Origin of the sequence: Clostridium guangxiense (genome assembly GCF_021043395.1) — a bacterium.
Classification (GTDB): domain Bacteria; phylum Bacillota; class Clostridia; order Clostridiales; family Clostridiaceae; genus Clostridium_S; species Clostridium_S guangxiense.
In genome coordinates this window covers 1-20933 of record NZ_JAJNKE010000055.1, presented here as the reverse complement: position 1 = coordinate 20933, position 20933 = coordinate 1, and the positions used below count along the sequence as shown (strand labels likewise).

General features: G+C 30.5%; 20 protein-coding genes. 17 read left to right on the top strand and 3 right to left on the bottom strand.

Going from position 1 to position 20933, the window contains the following annotated elements:
* The first annotated feature begins 161 nt into the window (after nucleotides 1-161).
* Entirely contained in the window at nucleotides 162-290 is a 129-nt protein-coding gene (locus tag LQK79_RS20990) for a hypothetical protein (RefSeq protein WP_269144217.1), read from the top strand.
* 738 nt (nucleotides 291-1028) lie between these two features.
* Here the strand turns inward: LQK79_RS20990 and LQK79_RS19170 are convergent.
* Nucleotides 1029-1517, bottom strand: coding sequence for a LysM peptidoglycan-binding domain-containing protein (locus LQK79_RS19170; protein WP_231017535.1), 489 nt, complete (start codon nucleotides 1515-1517; stop codon nucleotides 1029-1031).
* A gap of 102 nt (nucleotides 1518-1619) precedes the next feature.
* Between LQK79_RS19170 and LQK79_RS19165 the strand changes: the two genes are divergently transcribed.
* The 4 genes from LQK79_RS19165 to pheA all read left to right on the top strand — a co-directional run bounded on the left by LQK79_RS19165 (nucleotide 1620) and on the right by pheA (nucleotide 5538).
* Nucleotides 1620-2660, top strand: coding sequence for a zinc-binding metallopeptidase family protein (locus LQK79_RS19165; RefSeq protein WP_053242688.1), 1041 nt, complete (start codon nucleotides 1620-1622; stop codon nucleotides 2658-2660).
* On the top strand, nucleotides 2651-3652 hold the full coding sequence (locus tag LQK79_RS19160) for a M42 family metallopeptidase (protein WP_053242689.1): 1002 nt from the start codon (nucleotides 2651-2653) through the stop codon (nucleotides 3650-3652). The genes LQK79_RS19165 and LQK79_RS19160 overlap by 10 nt, the downstream gene beginning before the upstream one ends.
* A gap of 12 nt (nucleotides 3653-3664) precedes the next feature.
* Nucleotides 3665-4609, top strand: a complete 945-nt coding sequence (locus tag LQK79_RS19155) for an aminopeptidase (RefSeq protein WP_053242690.1) — start codon at nucleotides 3665-3667, stop codon at nucleotides 4607-4609.
* A 98-nt stretch (nucleotides 4610-4707) separates the two neighbouring features.
* Nucleotides 4708-5538 (top strand): prephenate dehydratase, encoded by an 831-nt coding sequence (pheA, locus tag LQK79_RS19150; RefSeq protein WP_053242691.1) that lies wholly within the window; start codon nucleotides 4708-4710, stop codon nucleotides 5536-5538.
* A 130-nt stretch (nucleotides 5539-5668) separates the two neighbouring features.
* Here the strand turns inward: pheA and LQK79_RS19145 are convergent, their stop codons facing one another.
* Nucleotides 5669-6490, bottom strand: a complete 822-nt coding sequence (locus LQK79_RS19145) for a TerC/Alx family metal homeostasis membrane protein (RefSeq protein WP_084757162.1) — start codon at nucleotides 6488-6490, stop codon at nucleotides 5669-5671.
* Nucleotides 6491-6546: 56 nt separating this feature from the next.
* Nucleotides 6547-7152 carry a uracil-DNA glycosylase gene (locus LQK79_RS19140; RefSeq protein ID WP_053242693.1) on the bottom strand — a complete coding sequence of 202 codons (606 nt, stop codon included), beginning with the start codon at nucleotides 7150-7152 and terminating at the stop codon, nucleotides 6547-6549.
* Nucleotides 7153-7307: 155 nt separating this feature from the next.
* On the opposite strand from LQK79_RS19140, the gene LQK79_RS19135 reads away from it, so the two are divergent.
* From LQK79_RS19135 to LQK79_RS19080, 12 genes are all read left to right on the top strand, one after another.
* Nucleotides 7308-8132, top strand: a complete 825-nt coding sequence (locus tag LQK79_RS19135; protein WP_053242694.1) for a hypothetical protein — start codon at nucleotides 7308-7310, stop codon at nucleotides 8130-8132.
* A 23-nt stretch (nucleotides 8133-8155) separates the two neighbouring features.
* Entirely contained in the window at nucleotides 8156-9289 is a 1134-nt protein-coding gene (locus tag LQK79_RS19130; protein WP_053242695.1) for a pyridoxal-phosphate-dependent aminotransferase family protein, read from the top strand.
* A 200-nt stretch (nucleotides 9290-9489) separates the two neighbouring features.
* Complete coding sequence (locus LQK79_RS19125; protein ID WP_231017534.1) at nucleotides 9490-11130, top strand: DUF362 domain-containing protein; 1641 nt, start codon at nucleotides 9490-9492, stop codon at nucleotides 11128-11130.
* A 22-nt stretch (nucleotides 11131-11152) separates the two neighbouring features.
* Nucleotides 11153-12625 (top strand): methyl-accepting chemotaxis protein, encoded by a 1473-nt coding sequence (locus tag LQK79_RS19120; protein WP_053242697.1) that lies wholly within the window; start codon nucleotides 11153-11155, stop codon nucleotides 12623-12625.
* 150 nt (nucleotides 12626-12775) lie between these two features.
* A complete protein-coding gene (locus tag LQK79_RS19115; RefSeq protein ID WP_053242698.1) occupies nucleotides 12776-13627 on the top strand; it encodes a methyl-accepting chemotaxis protein in 852 nt (283 codons plus the stop codon).
* Between the two features lie 288 nt (nucleotides 13628-13915).
* Nucleotides 13916-14668 carry an exodeoxyribonuclease III gene (locus LQK79_RS19110; RefSeq protein WP_231017533.1) on the top strand — a complete coding sequence of 251 codons (753 nt, stop codon included), beginning with the start codon at nucleotides 13916-13918 and terminating at the stop codon, nucleotides 14666-14668.
* Between the two features lie 27 nt (nucleotides 14669-14695).
* Nucleotides 14696-15082, top strand: coding sequence for an SMU1112c/YaeR family gloxylase I-like metalloprotein (gene gloA2 / locus LQK79_RS19105; RefSeq protein ID WP_231017532.1), 387 nt, complete (start codon nucleotides 14696-14698; stop codon nucleotides 15080-15082).
* Nucleotides 15083-15099: 17 nt separating this feature from the next.
* A complete protein-coding gene (locus LQK79_RS19100; RefSeq protein ID WP_231017531.1) occupies nucleotides 15100-16212 on the top strand; it encodes a THUMP domain-containing class I SAM-dependent RNA methyltransferase in 1113 nt (370 codons plus the stop codon).
* Between the two features lie 200 nt (nucleotides 16213-16412).
* Nucleotides 16413-17087: a response regulator transcription factor gene (locus LQK79_RS19095; protein WP_231017530.1), complete on the top strand. Its 675-nt coding sequence runs from the start codon at nucleotides 16413-16415 to the stop codon at nucleotides 17085-17087.
* Nucleotides 17088-17188: 101 nt separating this feature from the next.
* Nucleotides 17189-18103 (top strand): sensor histidine kinase, encoded by a 915-nt coding sequence (locus LQK79_RS19090; protein ID WP_231017529.1) that lies wholly within the window; start codon nucleotides 17189-17191, stop codon nucleotides 18101-18103.
* A 92-nt stretch (nucleotides 18104-18195) separates the two neighbouring features.
* Entirely contained in the window at nucleotides 18196-18966 is a 771-nt protein-coding gene (locus LQK79_RS19085) for an ABC transporter ATP-binding protein (RefSeq protein ID WP_231017528.1), read from the top strand.
* Entirely contained in the window at nucleotides 18953-20857 is a 1905-nt protein-coding gene (locus LQK79_RS19080; RefSeq protein ID WP_231017527.1) for an FtsX-like permease family protein, read from the top strand. Before LQK79_RS19085 ends, LQK79_RS19080 begins: the two co-directional genes overlap by 14 nt.
* Nucleotides 20858-20933 lie beyond the last annotated feature (76 nt).

Sequence of the window (20933 nt, the reverse complement as noted above, 5' to 3'; positions counted from 1 at the left end):
TTTATTAGCTCAGTTGGTAGAGCACATGACTTTTAATCATGGTGTCCGGGGTTCGATTCCCCGATAAGCCACCAAAACAAGAGATGTGTATTTCAATAAATTTGAAATACACATCTTTTATTTTTAAAATTTTTTATGTGTACTTTAATAGTGTATTTGTATTGGGTATATTTCTAAAAGCCCTATATAATGTTACATTAGAATATGACGTTGTTAATGAATTTTTTCTAACAGATAAAATTGATGCAAAGTTTTTTTGGAGAAGCAGCAATGAAAAAAGCGATGCATAATATTTCAAGTTAGTGATTTAGATTTTATTGTGGATTTGGTTATAAGCATGCAGGACAAAGTTAAAGTTATATGTCCTCTACAATTAAAAGAAAAAGTAAGATTAATGAATGGTATAAATTTAATAAGATAGGTTTCTATCAAAAATAGATTAACAATTAGAAGAATAATATCTGACTATACTATTAGTTAGAAGTACAAATAATTAGAAAGTTGCTGCTTATTTATGATTATGTTGATTAGAAGGAAAAGGGAGATATTTATTTGGGTAATATCAATGTAATATTATCGAGGTCTAGTTACAGTGGAAAATATTAAAGTAGCGATTTTTAAATTGGAGAAAGTTTTGGAGCAAGGTAACATATGTTTTTATATTCATATAGATGGGAAACTATACAGGAAAAGGAATATCTATAGGGCATATAGCTAGGGTAGCAAATAAACAGAGGAATAGAAATATATTACAGAATTTAGAGGCTTAGCTAGTGAGGATAGAATAAATGAGGCATTAGAAAATATTGAAGAAGAGTCTGTGATTGGTATTGGAAATAATACTAAATGGAAGGTCGATGCTAATTTAGATTAAGGAATAATTGATAAAATAGTATCTTTACGTAGAAAAGAACCTAGCCAAGGGGGAGTTATGGCTAGGTCTTTTATTATACTAATAATTGGGGATTAAGGTTTATTTCTGCCTATAATTCTCCAATTATAGGCAGAGGAAATATAAGAATTAATAATTAATTATTAACAACTTTTTTTTCTGCTGGTATTATAAGAGAAGCATCTTTTGTAACTTCGTTATCGTTTTTTAAAGAATTTTGTTTTTCTATTTCTTTAACAACTCCTGAAGTTTTATATGTTGGCATAAAGCGCTCAGCTAAACTCCATAGATGATCTCCTTTTTTTAATCTATATTTTATATAAACGTAATCAGAATCTTCAGAAACTGTTTTTACGACCTCATAAGAGTTTATGGAGTTATTAGTTTTAACTGAAGTTTCACTAGTTTTATCACTATTTGATTGAGTTGTTCTTTTATCATTTGTAGCAATATTATTACTAGATGATTGCTGCACTAGATTTGATTGAGAAACTTTTTTTAATATATTGTTTTTTTCATATTTATTATAGTAAACTGCATAGCTTCCTACAAGAAAAACAAAAATGCAACATAATATAAACAATAATTTACCTTTGCTCAAATTAAGCACCTCTTTCCTTAACATTGGTAATTATTGACTTAAAAAATTTTTTTATACACCTTTTTAGAAATTTTTTAAATAAGGTATGCTAAAATATATATAAGATTTTAATAAGCGGGTGAAGTAATGGATAGTAAATTATTATTAAAAGAACTTTGTTTAAAAAATGCACCAAGTGGTTATGAAGATAACTTATTTGGTGTAATTAAAACGGAATTTTCTAGTTTTGGAGATATTGCAATTGATGGTATGAAGAATGTTTACGTACATAAGAAAGGAAAAGGTAAATGTAAAGTTGTGCTTATGGCACATGCAGATGAAGTATCGCTTATTGTAACTTCCATTGAAGATAGGGGATTTTTAACGTTTAAGCCAATAGGCATAGATGCTAAAACTCTTATTTCACAAGAAGTAATTGTGCATGGAAAACAAGATATATCTGGAATTATAGGTATAAAACCTCCTCACCTTATGAATCAAAAAGAAAGAACAGAGGCGATACCGGCAGATAAGCTTTTAATAGATACTGGTTATAGTACTGAAAAACTAAAGGAAATAGTTTCTGTGGGAGACTATGTAACTATAAAAAGAGATTTTTACGAGCTTTTTAATAATTCGGTAACTTGTAAGGCCATTGATAATAGAGCAAGTATTGCAGCAATGTATGTTTGTGCACAAGAACTTCAGAATGTAGCACATGATGTAGAAGTGTATTTTGTTTGTTCGGCACAAGAAGAAGTTGGGCATAGAGGAGCCAAAATGGCAGCGTATAATTTAAATCCAGATATTTGCATAGCAATAGATGTTACTTTTGATGGTGGAAAGCTTGGAGATACAGATAGAGAAAACGAAATCGGAGGAGGTCCTGTAATTTGTATTGGGCCTAATATACACGGAAAGGTAATGGAAAAGATAATAGATACTGCGAATAGCTATGGAATCAAATATAAGGTTGAGGTTGAACCTGGGAATACAGGATGTGATGCATGGGATACACAAATTTCAAGATCAGGAGTGCCTTCAGTGCTTGTTTCAATTCCAATAAAATATATGCATACCTCTGTTGAACTTGTTAGTGTTGATGATATAAATAATACAGGAATTCTTATATCAAAGTTTATACAGGAATTAAACAGTATAGATGTGGAGGAATTATTATGTTTTTAGAAAAGCTTTGTAATGCATCAGGACCTGTGTCATATGAGGATGAAGTGAGAAAACTTATAAAAGATGAAATAAAGGACTTTGTTGATGAAATAAAAGTCGACAGAATTGGAAATATTATAGCCCATAAAAAAGGCAAGGGTAAAAAGGTTATGATAGATGCGCATATGGATGAAGTTGCATTTATAATAACTGGAATAAATGATGATGGAACAATGAGATTTGCGGCTATGGGAGGAATCAATAGCAAGATAATAGCATCTAAGATGGTTTATATAGGTAAAAATAAAATACCAGGGGTCATCGGCTTGAAGCCTATTCATCTGCAAAACAGCGATGAGAGGGAAAATAGTATAAGTTATGATAAATGCTGCATAGACATAGGAACTAAATCTAAAGAGGAAACTAAGAAATACGTTAAATTAGGAGATTATGCTGTGTTTACAACAGAATTTGCAGAGTTTGGAGAAGGACTTGTAAAGGCAAAAGCTCTTGATGATAGGGCGGGATGCGCAGTTTTAGTTGAGGTGCTTAAGGAAAATTATGATTGTGATTTATATGCTGCGTTTAATGTAATGGAGGAAATAGGTGATAGAGGGGCATATGTTTCCGCCTTTCAAATTAGTCCGGATATAGGAATTGCCATTGAAGGTACAATATGCGCAGATATGCCGGGAATACAAGATCATTTAAGAGCGACTGAAATAGGAAAAGGACCAGCTATATCAATAATGGATAGAACAAGCATATTTAATGTTGACATTACAAATGATATTATAGAAACCGCTGAAAAAAATGGCATACCATATCAAAGACGAAGGGCCATTGCAGGAGGAAATGATGCTGGTGCCATTCATACATCTGGAAATGGTGCTAAAGTTGCAACTGTATCTGTACCATGTAGATATATACACTCATCAGTTTCAGTAGCAAGTATTAATGATTTTAAAAATACAGTTGAACTTTTAAAAAAATACATTTGCAACTTGAATTAAAGGGGTGGAAAAATGGATAAATTGCTTAAGGATATTGTTGAAGTTTTTGGAGTAAGTGGACATGAAAGTAAAGTATCTCAGTTTATAAAGCAACAGTTAAAAGATATGGAATGTGAAATAACAGAGGATAAGCTTGGAAACATAATAGTAAAAAAAGGCTGCGGAGAAAAGAAAGTAATGGTATCTATCAATATGGATGTGAAGGGTTTAATTGCATATTATATTGAGGAAGATGGTAAGGTCAGAATTCATAACTTAGGAGATATTGAGGCAGATAATGTTGTAAATAAACTCGTAGAATTTGAAAGTGGTGTTTCTGGAGAGGTTTTATCCTATGATAAAGGAAAACATGAATTTAGAGATTTATATGTAGATTTGGGCTTTAAGACAAGAAAAGCTGCACTTAACTATGTGAAGGAAGGAGATGCAGCTTGTTTTAAAGGGAGCATATATGAAGAAGAGGATAATATAGTTGGTTCAAATTTAAGTAATAGAATAGCATGTTATGTAATGCTCAGACTTATAAAGGATGCTTGTAAATACAACAAAGAGGTGTATTTTGTATTCTCTGTGCAAGGAGAACTTGAAGCAAGAGGAGCTAGAGCAGCAGCCTTTGATATTAAACCCGATCTATGCTTTGCACTTAGTACTGAAAATGAAAAGTACATAAAGCTTGGCAATGGACCGGTAATAATTGCAATGCAAAAGGGGCTTATTATGCATAGCGACATAAAAGAACTGTTAATAAAGGAAGCTAAAAAAATGGATATGAGTGTTCAGCTATGTGTTTCAGATGAAATAAGCGATGGGAGTACAGTACATAAGGAAGTGGGAGGAGTACCTACAGGCACAATAGCCGTACCATGTCAAAATAAAGGAACTATTAAAGAAACTGTTAATTTAAAAGATGTGCAAAAAACTATTGATTTAATAAAGAAGTGTCTAAATAAAATTTAAAATAGCATAATGTAGATGCTGTCATTGCCTTTAATAGTTTAATAGAGTAAAATATCTTTAAACAAAGGTGAAGTTTTCTGAGGAAAGGGAGAATATGTATGATTAGAGCAGCAGTACTGGGGCCAGCAGGGACTTTTAGTGAACTCGCAGTAGAAAAGTATAAAAAGAAAACAAATCAGGAGTTTAACAGCATATTTTATCCTACAATAACAAAGGTAGTTAATGCCATTGGAGATGAATGTGATATAGGAATTGTACCAATTGAAAATACATTAGATGGATTTGTACAAGTTACTTTGGATTTGTTGATTGAAAAAAAGGTAAATATTATAAATGAACTTGTTATTCCTATACAATTTGCATTTGCTGCAAACAGTAATATAGAAGAAGTTAAAAAAATATACGTTCAATTTAAAACTCAAGGGCAATGCTGTAAGTTTTTAGAGAGTTTTAAAAATGTAAAAATCATAACAACTGAAAGCAACGGTGAATCTGTCCAAAAGATAAAAGAAGGATTAGAAGATGAGGGTGCCATAATTCCTGAACATATGATTAATTCATTTGAAAAACTTAAGTTTAGTATTAATTGTGTTACAGATTCAGATGAAAATGAAACTAGATTCATAGTACTTTCGGCGGACGAAAAAGAAGGTTGTAGAAAGGGAAAGCATTATAAAACGTCTATTGCTATAATGGATGCAGCAGATGATAGACCAGGTGCTTTATTTAGAGTGTTAGAAGAATTTGCCCAGAGACAGATAAACTTATCATCAATAATATCTAGACCAACTAAAAAGGGCCTTGGAAAATACTATTTTTTTATTGATATAGACGGTTCTTATCCTGAAGAAGAAAATGTAAGACAAGCTATTGAAGTTATAAGCAAACATAGTTTAGTTAAAATTATAGGATCATACAGCACCTTGTAGGTATATTGTCTGAAGAGTTAAAATGAAAAAAATAATTTGGATGCTTTAATTAGTTGACAAGTGACAAGTCAAGCAAATGGAAAGAATCTATTCTAAACCTGATATCTGTCACTTGTCATTAAGTTGGTTATTATTTTTTACTTGTTTTAATCATAGAAAAGATTATACTGAGTATCAAAGTCAAGAAAATAACTGCTAGCGATACTCCAAGTGATATTTCAATATGGAAAAATAGTATGCCAAGTTTTATTCCTGTAAAGACCAAAATTAATGCCACACCATATTTAACATACTCAAATTTGTTGTGAAGTTTTTGAAGCAAGAAGTACATAGCTCTTAAACCTAAAATTGCAAATATGTTTGAGGTATATACCAAAAATGGATTTGTTGTTATAGAAAAAATAGCAGGGATTGAGTCTATGGCAAATAGAACATCAGAGCCTTCAATTATAACGAGTATTGCAAAAAGTGGAGTGGCATGGAGAATTTTATTTTTTCTTACGAAAAACTTTTCCCCAGCTAATTCATCAGTGACCGGAATTATTTTTTTTAATCCCTTAAAGAAAATACTGTTTTTATAGTCTGTGCTTTCTTCTTTTTTAAAGAACATTTTAATTCCGCTTACTATCAAAATTATGCCAAATACGTATAAAATCCAATGAAATTTATTTACTATTGCTACGCCTAAGACTATAAATATTAGCCTAAGTACTATAGCTCCAAAAATTCCATAGCTTAGGATTCTTTTTTGATACTGAGGTTTTATGGCAAAGCCTTCGAAGATAAGTAAAAACACAAATAAGTTGTCTAGACTTAAGCTTTGTTCAATTATATAACCTCCAAAGAATTCAAGGGCGTGGTCTCTTCCCATGAATATATAGATGCCAATATTAAATGCAATAGCTAGACCTACCCAGAAGCATAAAGTTTTTAGAGCTTTTTTTGTTTCCATAAGCATACGCTGATTTACAGCGTTTTTCACCTTCCTTCCATTTATTAAAGTAAATTTTATTTATTTAAAACCTTATTAATAGCATCCTGCAGAGCTTTCCAATCATTTTCATACATTTCTTTAAAAGAGCCATTTCTGTTATAAGTCAATGCTGAAGGATGATACATTGGAAAAATATATTTTTTTAAGTTATCATCATAAATTAGCTTGCCATGACATTCTCCTATGTTTTTAAAGCTTGTAAGCCTTTTTAATGGAACATTACCAAGAGTTATAATTATTTTGGGATTTACAAGTTTTATTTCCTCATCTAGAATCTGTCTAAATAGATTTACTTCTGAGGTTTTAGGAGGTCTATTACTCGTAGTAGTTTTACCTGTTTTACTTAAATTTATTTTTATAGGTCTAAAAAAGCAAGTATTTGTTATTCTGATATCTTTTCTTGATAAACCTATAGAATTTAAATATCCTTCAAAAGTTTTACCGGCCATTCCAACAAAAGGTTTTCCAGATTCTACTTCAGTTTTACCTGGTGCTTCACCAATGAACATTATATTTGCAGGTATTGGACCATCGCCTGTAATCCAGCCTCCTGTAGAGGAGCTGTCATAGTTCTCACATATTTCTTTTATTTTCGATTTAAGATAATTGTGGCTATCCATTCATTTAACACTCCTTAAATTACATAGTTTTAGTAACTATTTTAACATATGCTTTAAAAGTATTGTATATTAAATTTTAACAATTTATACTGAAAGAAATTGTTGTTTAAATTTGTTTTTTAAGCGATAATATATATATAAGGGAGGGATATGACATGAAAAGAGCTATTTTGATTTTAACCTTGTTAATTGCTACTGTTACATTTTCAGCATGCGGAAGTAATTCTAACAATACTAATAAAAGTGCTTCTGATAAAGCTAAGACTACAGCTAGCACGACAAATAAAACAACACCAGCAGCAAGCAAAACATCTGACACAGAAAGTGATGATGAAGTTATTACGGATATAGATAATTGGAGTCATCCAGTTAAAGAAGTATTTAAGGCTGAAGATATTAAGCTTAATAAAGTAGAGCTTAAAGATAATAAGACGTATGCTATATTCTATATAAGTCTAAATAAAGATTTAAATGATGAAAATAAATCTTATTATTCAAGTCTTATGGAAAAGATAGCAGCGGCTAATGGATATTGGAATTATGAAGTTAAAGATGAAAATAAGGATATAGATATAAAAGTAAAGTGCAAAGATAAAAAAACTGTAGATAGTATAGAATATAATAAAGACAGTCAATACTTCTTAGCATCAAATACGTCAAGTACATCAAGTACTATTAGTAATGATGAACTTATAAGTTATCTTAAGCAAAATGTTTCTGAGGTTAGCAGCTTTGTAGATACATTATCAAAGAATAAAAATGTAAAACCCATTTTGTATGTAGAACGTTCTCCAAAAGCATCGTCAAGTGATACTTACTTGAGAGATTATTATATTATTTACGTTGGAGAAAATCATACGGACCATAATGTTAATATATATAGATTCGCAATTAATAAGGATAGCAAGCAAATATTATATTATGATACAGCCCAAAATAAGTATGAAACATTACAAGAATGGCGAAATAGTAAAAAATAAAATGTATTTAAGAGGTGAATTTTGTGAAGGTACCTATGATAATGACACCTGGGCCTACACAGGTTAAAGAAAATGTTAGGTTTTCAAGAGCTACCCAAACTACAAATCCTGATCTTGACCTTCAATTTTACGATTTTTACAAAGAAACTTGTGAGAAGATAGGAAAAATGTTAAAAACCAAAAATGAAGTGAGAGTTTTAAGTGGAGAAGGAATACTTGGACTTGAGGCAGCATGTGCTTCACTTACAGAACCTGGAGATAGGGTATTAGTTATTGAAAATGGAATATTTGGAGAAGGCTTTGCTGATTTCGTAAAACTATATGGAGGAGAACCCTTCTTCTTTAGAGGTGACAAGAAACATAAAATAAATATTGAAGAGCTGAAGAATTTTTTAGATATAGATAGTGACTTTAAATATGCTACAGTTGTTCACTGTGATACTCCATCTGGAGCTTTAAATGACATAAGTGAAATATGCCCACTATTAAAAGAAAAAGGAATACTTACCGTTGTAGATAGTGTTGCAGCTATGGGAGGAGAAGAAATAAAAGTAGATGATTGGAAGATAGATATAGCACTTGGAGGTTCTCAAAAGTGTATCTCAGCGCCTCCTGGACTCACGGTTGTAAGTATAAGCGATGATGCATTTAAAGCAATGGAAAATAGAAAAGTCCCTATAGCATCATTTTATTGTAATCTTCTTTCTTGGAAAAATTATTATGAAGATAAATGGTTTCCATATACTCCACCTATAAGTGATATAGTTGGGCTTAGCACAGCAATAGATAATTTATTAAAGGATGATAATATACTGCTTAGACATGATAAAATAGCTTCTGCAGCCAGAGCAGCAGTTGTTTATGCGGGTCTTAGTTTGTATATGAAGGATGGATTTTCAAATACAGTAACAGTTGTGCAAGTACCTCACGGGATAGATGATAAAAAATTAAGAGATTACATGGTTGAAAATTACAATGTTATGATAGCTGGTTCCTTTGGATACCTTGAGGGACGAGTTCTAAGAATAGGGCATATGGGTGAAAATGCATATCCAGATAAGGTAAGTTACACGCTATTTGCCCTTCAGAAAGCTCTACAACATTTTGGTTTTAAATGTGAGCACGATATGTGCAAAACTTTTTTAGAAAAATTTTAAAATAAAGCTATGTTAAAAAGTTAACGTTTATTTAAAACATAGTATAAAGAAAGATGGAGATTATGCTCTGTCTTTTTTTTTATTAGAGAATAACATAATAATTAAACAAAAAATTATAAAAGTTAATATCATATATATGCTAATATATACGATAATTGGAATGATAGAATGTTTTTTATGCTGAATGAAGGTGAAATAAATTGAAAGATGAAAGTTATGTTGTTATTTCTGAAGCACCTAAGATTAATTATTTGAAAGATTATGCTGCGCTGCCGCAAAATTACGGAAGTAAAGAGTATTTTTCAAGGGAAGATGTTAAGGCAATAAAGGAAACGGTTTATAAAAATTTAGATGATTTAAATAATAAAATAAATTTTGTAGAAAAAATGAAAGGAAAAGGCATTTTAATAAAACCTAATCTTGTTTCTGTATACCACAAGATGGGCTTTAAAGATGATGATTATCCAGAATCTACAGATCCAAGAGTTTTTGATTGTATAGTAGCTTACTTTAAAAGGATTAGTGAAAATGTAGTAATCATTGAATCCTCAGGAAAAGGAATGCCTACTAATGTAAGTTTTAAAGTAAGTGGTATTGATAGAGTAGCTCAGCATTACAATGTGAAGTGCATTGCTTTAGAAAATGAGCCGGTAATTAGGTACATGCTGCCGAAAGCTGAGGTTATGAAAGAAGTATACATTCCTCAAATAATGAAAAGTGTCATAGATGGTAATGCTTTTTATGTCTCTGTACCTAAAATGAAAACTAATTTATACACAGGAGTTACCTTAGGTTTCAAAAATGCCATGGGTATTATTCCTTATAATTTAAGACAAAGGAACCATAATTATAATATAAATAAAAAGCTTGTTGATTTATTATATTTGTTTAAACCAAATTTAACTATTATAGATGGAATTATAGGTGGAGAGGGTTGTACCCCTGCACCAGTTGATCCAGTTGATATGAGGGTGATCATAAGCGGAAATAACAGTGTTGAAACAGATAGAGTAGCTACTAGGATGATGGGTGTTGACCCAGAGGAAAATAAACTAATGGTTGAGGCAGTTAAGAGAGGTTTTAATGATAACAAGGTTAATATAATTGGAACCGAAAAAGTTGTTCATTTTAGAAAAGCTGAGGCCTCTTTAATGGATGATGACTTTAAAAAGAATTTTCCAAATGTAAAAGTGTTAGTTGGACATATGTTAAATAACGCACCTGTAATAAATGATGTTGACAATGTAACGCCCGATACAGTGAGGATAATAGAAAAAGCTTGTGATGGAGGATGTCTGGCAGCAACAAAGACATCTTTTGAAATTATGAGGTATGTTAAAAATCTTGATAGAAACTTTGAACTTGTTGTAATAATCGGGAGTGGTGTAAAGGTAGGAGATAAAACATATTATTTTGATAGAGATGGAAAAGCGTATGAAATTGAAGACATAAAAAACATGAAAATAAAGAGATTAACTATAGGCGAATGTACTAAAAGGTTAAAACCATTTTGCGAATATAATGGCAAAGGATGCTGTAGTCCAAGCAGCTGCATGCTGATGCCATTTAAGGCGGTAGGAGAAAAATTCCCCCTACTATCTTTTAAAAACAAATATGTTATTGAGCTTATTATAGAGACATTAAGGACTTATTTTATAAAAAGAAAGTTAATTAAAGCTGGTCAGTGGGTAGACTGCAAAGAAGAGGCTATTGATAAAATATACGAAATACCAGAACTTAAGCAAGAACAAAAAGAAATTGACTATATAGAATGGCCTCTTCCAGAACTTACAAAGGAATTAAGAAAGCAAAAATTAAAAGAGATAAGATTATCGCTTTAAATGTGAATGGAGTTGAGCAATTATGGAGAATAATGCAATATTAAATTACAATAATAAGGTGAATAAAATCAATACCTTAATAGTTGGAATGTGTGGTATTGCTTTGCTTATTTTTGGATTAACCACAGGTCAAACAAGTATGTTTCTTGTACCATCAATAGTTTTAATTATCGGAGCGAGTATTTCGATAATTTTCATTAAGAAAAAGCAGTTTGAAAATGCTATAGGGTTTATAACAGTCTTTTGTGTGCTTTTTACTAGTTTATATGTTATATTATGTGGTAAAAACATCAATAGAGCTTTAACTGTTTTATCAATTTTTGTTGTAATGTGCGATGCCGCATTATACATGAGAAAGTGGATTGTTTTGTCTATAGGAATATGTATTAATATAGGAATTGTACTTATACAAGTTGTAAGTCCACTTATGGCATATAAGGATTTTGCAAATTCTATGATGTGCATCGATCTGTCTATTATAATCTTATTTTTTCTCACTAAATGGGGAAATGAACTTGTACATTCAATTTCCAAAGTTGAAAAAAGTAATTTAGAAGCTCTTAAGAAGATAACAGAGTCAGGTAAATTGGTAAAAGAAAGTACAAAAGTGTTAAATGATGGTATAGAAAAGTCTAAAAATAATCTAGAAGCTTTAAGTGAATCTAGTAAGGACATAATGTCTACAATTAATGAGGTGGCTAGTGGTGTTACCCAGCAGTCAGAAAGTATGAATAATATAAATACATTAGTGGATGGAGCTAATAAAAAAGTTTCAAATACGTATGAATTTTCAGTTAGCATGAATGATATTTCTAAAAAGGCTGCAGAAGTTGCTTTAGATGGATCAGAGAAGATAGAAGGTATGTATAATCAAATAGATTTAATAAATAAAACAATGGATGAATCTCTAGAAACTACTCAGGAGCTTAGAGAAAATATCAAAGAGATAGGTGCTTTTTTATCAGGTATAAACGAAATATCAGAACAAACTAATCTTCTTGCATTGAATGCATCCATAGAAGCGGCTAGAGCAGGGGAATATGGTAAGGGATTTGCAGTAGTTGCAGATGAAGTTAAAAAGCTTGCGGAGCAAAGTAGTAAATTTACAGAAGAAATTAACAATATTATAGTTAAAGTTAATGAAAAAACTGAAGCTGTTGTTGAAAAAGTAAAAAATGGCAAGAACACAACTGAAGATGGTAAAATAATGGCAGAAGAAGCAAATGGCAGCTTTAAAAAGGTAAAGGAGTCTTTTGGAGATATAAATAAATATATTTCAAAGGAACTTGAACTTGTACAAGATGTATCAAAGGTATTCAAAGAAATTAATGAAGGGTGCGTAAATATAGCGAGTATTTCTGAGGAACATTCGGCGGCAACGGAGGAGGTTCTTGCTAATATAGAAGAAGAAGATTCAAAAATTCAAAATATATATGATTCAATAAAAAAACTTGAGTCATCCAGTGAAGAACTTCAAAGTATGTTTTTAAATTAAAAGTTCTTTTAAAGGGTTACGGCTGTGAAAATTAATTTATACATGCTTCAAAGTGTTATGAGGTCTATGCAAATTAATAATTGTAGTGGTTTAGCAGCTGCAAAATAAGAAGAAAGAAGCTTTTATCCAAAGCTTAGAGGGGGAATAAATATGGATTATAAGGAATATTTTGAAAAGAAGTTAACTGATGAGGAGATATTAAGGTGTTTTAGGGTGGTTATGCCATATCTAAATGAATTGATGATGAATGATTGTACGGTTGCGCTTACAAATACGGAAAAGGGAATTTTTGCTTCAAATGCTGAGCATTCTTTTTATTGTGGACCTGAGAATGAACAATTAATTGAGGTAGTAAAAAAGTGTATGGATGCAAACAAACCTCAAACTGAATTAATTGATAAAGAAGTGTATGGTAAGGAGTTTAAAGTAATAGCTGTTCCAATAAAGAATTCAAAAAATGAAATTATAGGTTCAATATCTAATGGAATTAATACAACTGGAAACTCAAAATTGCTTGAAAATATAAACTCATTAAATAATATAATAACGGATGTTTCTGAAAATACGCATCAAATAGCTAATGCTTCTGTAGGACTTGCGGAGCATCAGCAAAATGTAATGAAGCTCACTCAAGAAACAGTTGAAACGGTATCTGAAACAGATAAAGTACTAGAACTTATTAAGAGCATTGCAAATCAAACAAATTTGTTGGGGCTTAATGCGGCAATAGAGGCTGCAAGAGCTGGAGAGAATGGAAAAGGATTTTCTGTTGTAGCGGCTGAAGTAAGAAAATTGGCAAATCAAAGTAAGGAATCTGTTTCTACAATAAAGGACATTCTTGATAAAGTAAATGAGTCTATGGACAAAATATCTAAAGCAATTGAGGAAACTGCGGCAATAAGTCAGGAGCAAGCAGCATCAACTGAAGAAATAAACGCATCTATTGATAATATAACTAATAGTGTCAAAAATTTAAAGGAATTTAGTAAGGAACTTTATTAAAATAAGTCTATGTTTTAAAAGAATACCTCCTAAGTCTATGTGTTATTTATTAATGGACTTTAAGGATTGCTCGTTAGGAAGCTATTTGAAGAGTGTGTACCTAAATAATAGAATTGATAATTTTGGTACAAGCTCTTTTTTATTTTATGTGAAATATGAGATAATAGAGATAAACCATTTGAAACATTAAAATTAGTAAAGGGTTTTTCATAACATTTAACTTATAAAAAATAAGTATACAATGCGCAGACTTAATTGTGTACTATAAATAAAGGGAGGGAAAACAAAATGAAATTAATTTCATGGAATGTAAATGGCCTTCGTGCATGTGTTCAAAAAGGATTCTTAGATTATTTTAAGGAAGTAGATGCTGATATTTTCTGTGTTCAAGAGACAAAACTTCAAGAAGGACAGATAGATTTAAAATTAGATGGATATTATGATTATTGGAATTATGCAGAAAAGAAGGGGTATTCAGGTACTGCTATATTCTCAAAAATTAAACCTATAAATTGTACGTATGGAATAAATATAGAAGAGCATGATAAGGAAGGAAGAGTTATAACTTTAGAATTTGATGAGTTTTATATGGTTACTGTTTATACTCCAAATTCAAAGGAGAAACTTGCTAGACTAGATTATAGAATGGAATGGGAAGACTGCTTTAGAGATTACTTAAAGAATTTGGACGAAAAGAAACCTGTTATTGTATGTGGAGATATGAATGTAGCTCATACGGAAATAGACCTTAAAAATGCTAAAACAAACACAAAAAATGCTGGCTTTTCACCAGAAGAAAGAAGTAAATTCACAGAACTTTTAGGAGCAGGGTTTATAGATACCTACAGATATTTTTACCCAGATAAAGAAGGAATATATTCTTGGTGGTCGTATAGATTTAAAGCCAGAGAAAAGAATGCAGGATGGCGCATAGACTATTTCTGTGTATCAGAAGGGCTTAAGGATAAGCTTGTTAGTGCTAACATTCATACAAAGGTTATGGGATCAGATCACTGCCCTGTTGAATTAGTTATAAAATAGCAAATAATAAAATTGGAGATATAGATAATGAAACTAAATGGAATTCATCATGTAGCAATTATTTGCTCAAACTATAAAACATCTAAAAAATTTTATACTAATATTTTAGGTTTGAAAATTATTAATGAGACCTACAGAAAGGATAGAAAATCATATAAGCTAGATTTAGCAGTTGGAGATAAATATCAAATAGAATTATTTTCTTTCCCTAAAGCTCCTAAAAGGCCTAGTTATCCCGAAGCAAGAGGACTCAGACACTTGGCTTTTGAGATAGATAGTATAGAGCAAGCAATAAGGGAACTTGCTGATAAAAATGTAGCCGTTGAGCCAGTTAGAGTAGACGAGATTACTGGAAAAAAATTCACTTTCTTTAGTGATCCCGATGATTTACCAATAGAATTATATGAGAGATAGAATAAGGAGAGTACAAAATGGATTTTACTTTAATAGCAACTTCGACTTTTGGTTTGGAAGCTGTAGTTGCAAAAGAACTTAAAGAACTTGGATATGATGATTTAAAGATTGAAAATGGTAAGGTTACCTTTGAGGGTGACGAAATGGATATAGTAACCTGCAACTTGTGGCTAAGAACTGCAGATAGAGTTTTAATAAAAATGGCAGAATTTAAAGCAGAAAGTTTTGAGGAGTTATTTCAAGGAACTCTAAAAGTACAATGGGAAAATATTATGCCCCAGGATGCTTATATGCATGTTACAGGAAAATCTATAAAATCACAGCTTCACAGTGTTCCAGATTGCCAGGGAATAGTAAAAAAAGCTGTTGTTGAAGCAATGAAGAGAAAATACAACCTTGAAAGATTCACAGAATATGGTGCAGAATACAAAATAGAGGTTGGCATACTTAAGGATATAGTTACCTTGACCTTAGATACCTCTGGGGAGGGACTTCACAAAAGAGGCTACAGAGAAAATTCTGGTGGCGCTCCTATAAAGGAAACTTTAGCTGCTGCAATGGTACTTTTAAGCAAATGGACTCCAGAAATTCAACTTGCAGATCCAATGTGTGGTTCTGGAACAATAGCTATAGAGGCTGCTATGATAGCAAAGAATATTGCACCAGGTCTGAAGAGAAAGTTTGTATCTGAGGAATGGGATATAATTTCTAAAGATTTATGGAGTGATTTAAGGAAGCATGCAAGAAATTCTATAAATAATAAGGAGTTTAATATACTTTGCTCTGATATAGATGGATGGGTAATAAAAACTGCCAAGGCCAATGCTAAAAAGGCTGGTGTAGCTGATTATATATATTTTCAAAAACTTTCTATGCAAGACTTTTCATCTAGTAAAAAGGGAGGATTCATAATAACTAATCCACCTTATGGTGAAAGACTTGGAGAAGTAAAAGAGGTAGAGAGATTATATAAGGATATGGGGAGGACTTTTTCAAAGCTCGATAATTGGTCTTATTTTGTAATTACAGCTCATGAAAAGTTTGAAGAACTCTTTGGAAGAAAAGCTGATAAAAATAGAAAATTGTATAACGGAAAACTTAAATGTTATTACTACCAATACCATAATTAATTCACAATGCACAGTTCACAGTCCACAATTATGGATGATTTTCTGCTTTGACGGAAAATCTAAAATGTAAAGTTGACGCTGTATTGAGTGCAGTCGATGAAATTTTTAATTAAAGATTTTTCGTAGAGAAATGAAGAAAAGTCATCCATAACTGTACTCTCTGTTATCTCTACTCTGTACTCTGTCAAAGGTGGTGGGTTATGTATAAAATAATGATTGTAGAAGACGAAGAAAAAATCAGAGGTATTTTAAAAAAGTCGCTGAAGAAATGGTCTTTTGAGATTTATGCTGTAGAAGATTTTAATAGTACTTTTGAGGAATTTGTAAAGGTAGAGCCTCAGCTTGTTTTAATGGATGTAAATCTTCCTGTTTGTGATGGATTTTATTGGTGCAGTAAAATAAGAAGCATATCAAAGATACCTATAGTATTTTTATCCTCACGAAATTCAAATATGGACATAGTTATGGCTGTGAATATGGGAGGAGACGACTACATAACAAAGCCTTTTTCTATTGAGGTTCTTGTAGCTAAAATAAATGCGCTTTTAAGAAGAACTTATTCATATAGTGAGACAAGCTTAGATATGCTTGAGTTTAAAAATGTTGTTATTTCATTAAAGAATAATACTGTTTATTATAATGATGAAAATATAGAACTTACAAAAAATGAATTTAAGATATTTTATGTGCTGGTCAAGAATCACGACAATATAGTAAGCAGGGAAGATATAATGCAGGAGCTTTGGCAGGATGAGAATTTTATAGATGATAATACACTTACAGTAAATATAAATAGGCTTAGAAAAAAGCTTAAAGAAATTGGACTTGTAGATTTTATAAAGACTATAAAAAATCAAGGATATGTTATAAAATGACACTTATTAAATATTTAAGAGATAATATAAGATTTATAATATTTTATATACTTTTAATAACATTTGTTTCGATGTTTACTTACTTGGATGAGCGAAATAGAATGGCTAAATCAAATATTGTATATATGATTTTTGTTTCAATATTTTTAATGTGCATATTTATTTTTTATGATTACAGCATAAAAAATAGATATATAAAAGAACTTTTACTTTATAAAAAGGGTGAAGACAAAACACCTATTTTACCTAGCCCTTTTGATTATAAAGATGAAATTTATATGTCTATGATAGAAGACTTGTATATGAGTTATACTGAAAAATTAAATAATTTAGAAGAGAAATTTGATGATAATAATGACTTTGTAACAGCTTGGGTACATGAGATAAAAACACCAATAGCAACCTCGAAGCTTCTTCTTGAAAGTGGAGAAATAAATTTAAAATCCTTTAAAGAAGAGATAGATAAAATAGATGATTATGTTGAAAAGGTTCTTTATTATTCAAGAAGTGATGATTTTTCAAAAGACTATATAATTTCTGAGGTTGATGTTGGCAAGTTAGTTAAGGAAAGTATAAAAATTCATTCAAGCATATTTATAAAAAAGCATATAAAATTAAAATTAGAAATAGGCAGTCGATTTAGCGTAGATACTGATAAAAAGTGGCTTCTTTTTATAGTAAATCAGGTTATTTCTAATGCTCTTAAGTACACAAGTTTAGGTGGAACAATATTAATAAGAGCATCACAAAGCGATAATGAAAAAATATTATTAATAGAAGATACTGGTGTAGGAATAAAGAAAGAAGACTTAAGTAGAATATTTGCTAAATCTTTTACAGGATACAATGGAAGAAAAGAAAATTCAAAGGCTACAGGATTGGGCTTGTATTTATCCTATAAGCTTGCTAGAAAATTGGGACATAACATTACTGTAGAATCTGAATATAACAAGGGAACTAAGTTTTATATACATTTTCCAAAGTGGTGTGATTATTACGAGCTTACAAAAATGTAAGTTTGAAAAGCAAAATGTAAGTCAAAAAAATGGCTGAACATTTTGCTTTTTTATATAATTTAAATATAGTGAAACGCGATGGAGGTATAAAAATGGAAGTTTTAAATATACAAAATTTAAAAAAGGTTTATGGTTCTAAATTTGGAGGAGTGAAATATACAGCACTTAATGATATTAATTTAAAAGTAGAAAGCGGGGAATTTGTTGGGATAATGGGACCATCTGGTTCGGGAAAAACTACGTTCTTAAATGTTATATCAACTATTGATAAACCAACTGCAGGAAATGTATTTATTGATGGAAAAGATATAGTGGGACTTAGAGAACCAAACTTATCAAAATTTAGAAGAGAAAAGTTAGGATTTATATTTCAAGATTTTAATTTGCTTGATAATATGACTATTAAGGAAAATATAGTTTTGCCTTTGGCTTTATCTAAAACACCATATGATGTTATTGAAAAAAGGCTCAAGGATATAAGCACAAAACTTGGTATAGATAAAATAATAAATAAGCATATCTACGAGGTATCTGGAGGACAAAAACAGAGAGCTGCTGCGGCAAGAGCGATGATAACAGAACCTTCACTAATTCTTGCAGATGAGCCTACAGGAGCATTAGATTCGAAGGCATCTAAAGAACTTTTGAATTCTTTAAAGTATTTAAATGAAAAAAATGAAGCTACAATTCTTATGGTAACACACGATGCCTTTGCTGCCTCTTATTGCAGGAGAGTGATATTTATTAAAGATGGAAGATTATTTAATGAAATATATAAGGGGGATAGAAGCAGAGCAGATTTTTATCAGAATATATTAAAAGTGCTCTCTATTATTGGAGGTGATACGGATGACATTATGTAAAATGGCAGTGAGTAATATAAAAAGTAATTTTAAAAATTACTGGGCATATTTTTTAAGTTCAAGCTTTAGTGTATTTGTATTATACCTTTTTATATCTATAACTTATAATAAAAATGTTCAAAATACACTTGGTAAAATGAAGTCAAGTATGATTTTACTTAAGATAGGTTTAGGGCTTGTCATATTATTTTCTGTATTTTTTATATGGTACTCAAATTCGTTTTTTATAAAAGCTAGAAAAAAAGAATTTGCAACCTATATGTTGCTCGGAATATCTAAAAAGCAGGTTGCTTTTCTCAATTTTTTTGAAAATTTGATGATTACATTGATGTCGTTTTTAAGTGGAATAATTTTAGGCATTGTTTTTAATAAATTTTTTATTATGCTGCTATTTGAACTTATGAGGACTAAAGGTATAGCAGAATTTCAGTTTAGTCTTAAAGCGTTTGATTCATCATTTATAGTATTTACAATTATATTTTGTATAATAAGTATTCATGGTCACTTTGTTATAAGTAGAAGTAGTCTTATAGATATGTTTAATGCATCTAAAAAGATAGAAAAAGGGCTAAAGATATCAATGTTAACTTTAGCAATGAGCGTAGTTTCTTTTATTTTTATGAGTTTTGGATACTATCTTGCCATAAAAAAACTTGGGGACAACATAATTTTGGCACCTAAAGTAGTATTACTTATCGTTATAGGTACAATACTATTTTTCACTGCTATTACCGCTGTGATTATAAATATAATGAAGAAAAATGAACCATATATTTTTAAAGGAATTAGACTTATACCAATATCCCAGATTTATCAAAGATATAGAGGAAACGTAGGAAGCCTTAGTATAATAACAGTAACTACTACTATTGCATTGTGTGCACTTCTATTTTGCTTTGGAGGGTTTAATAAATCTATAGAAAATGCAAGAAATTTGTGCCCATTTTCAGTGGAATACGTAAATGGAAATCAAAATTCAGATAAAATTTTTAATGATGCTTTGAAGGAACATAAAGAAGTTTCGGTTAAAAATAAAGCAGTTATAAACTTTGTTATAGTAACTGCTAATGGACCATTTTATAATAACAAATCTGACGTTTCAATATTAAATCAAAGTAAGTTTAATAAAATTAATTCATATGAGGGAGTAAATAGGAAAGTAAATTTAAATGATAATGAATGTTATTATGTTGCATTAGACACTATGTCGGGCAATCCTAAGGGAAATATTAATAAAAATATAAGTTTTAAATTTGGAAATAAAGATTATAACCTTAATATAACTAATTCAGATACAAAAAACTTTATAGCCATAGATCATTGCAGAGAAATAGTAATTGTAAGCGATAAGGTATATAAGAATATTAAAAGAGTGGCAAGAGCTGGAAACTTTTTTAATGTTACAGGGTATATACTTAAAAATGATTTTAGGGCTGAAAAATTTACTAATGAACTACAAAGGGATATGCCTAAGGAAGATAGTTTAGCAACTTTTTATGAGCATTATACCAGTGGAATGAAGATAATGGGGGTACTTGCATTTACAGGACTATTTATAGGAATCTTATTTGTAATGGCAACAGGCAGTATAATATATTTTAAAATGTCTATGGAAGCAAAGGAAGACAAGAAAAATTTTATGATCCTTAGAAAAATAGGAGTCAGTAAACATGAAATAAAAAAGGCAGTATTAATAGAAAATTTAATTTTATTTGGTGTTCCATTTTTACTAGCATCTTTAAATACCTACGCAGCGTCATTTTCTATAAGCAAATTAATGGAGCTGAAAATTGTTAAGGAATATGTAATTATAATGTTAGCATATTTGTTTATCTATAGTATATATTATTTGATAACAGTAAAGGATTATTTAAGAACTGTTAATGAGTAAAACTGGAAGTTGTGAAGTAATAATGCTTCGTCGCGTTAAAAAAATCCTATAAATCTAAGGCTCAAAAATTGTAAAA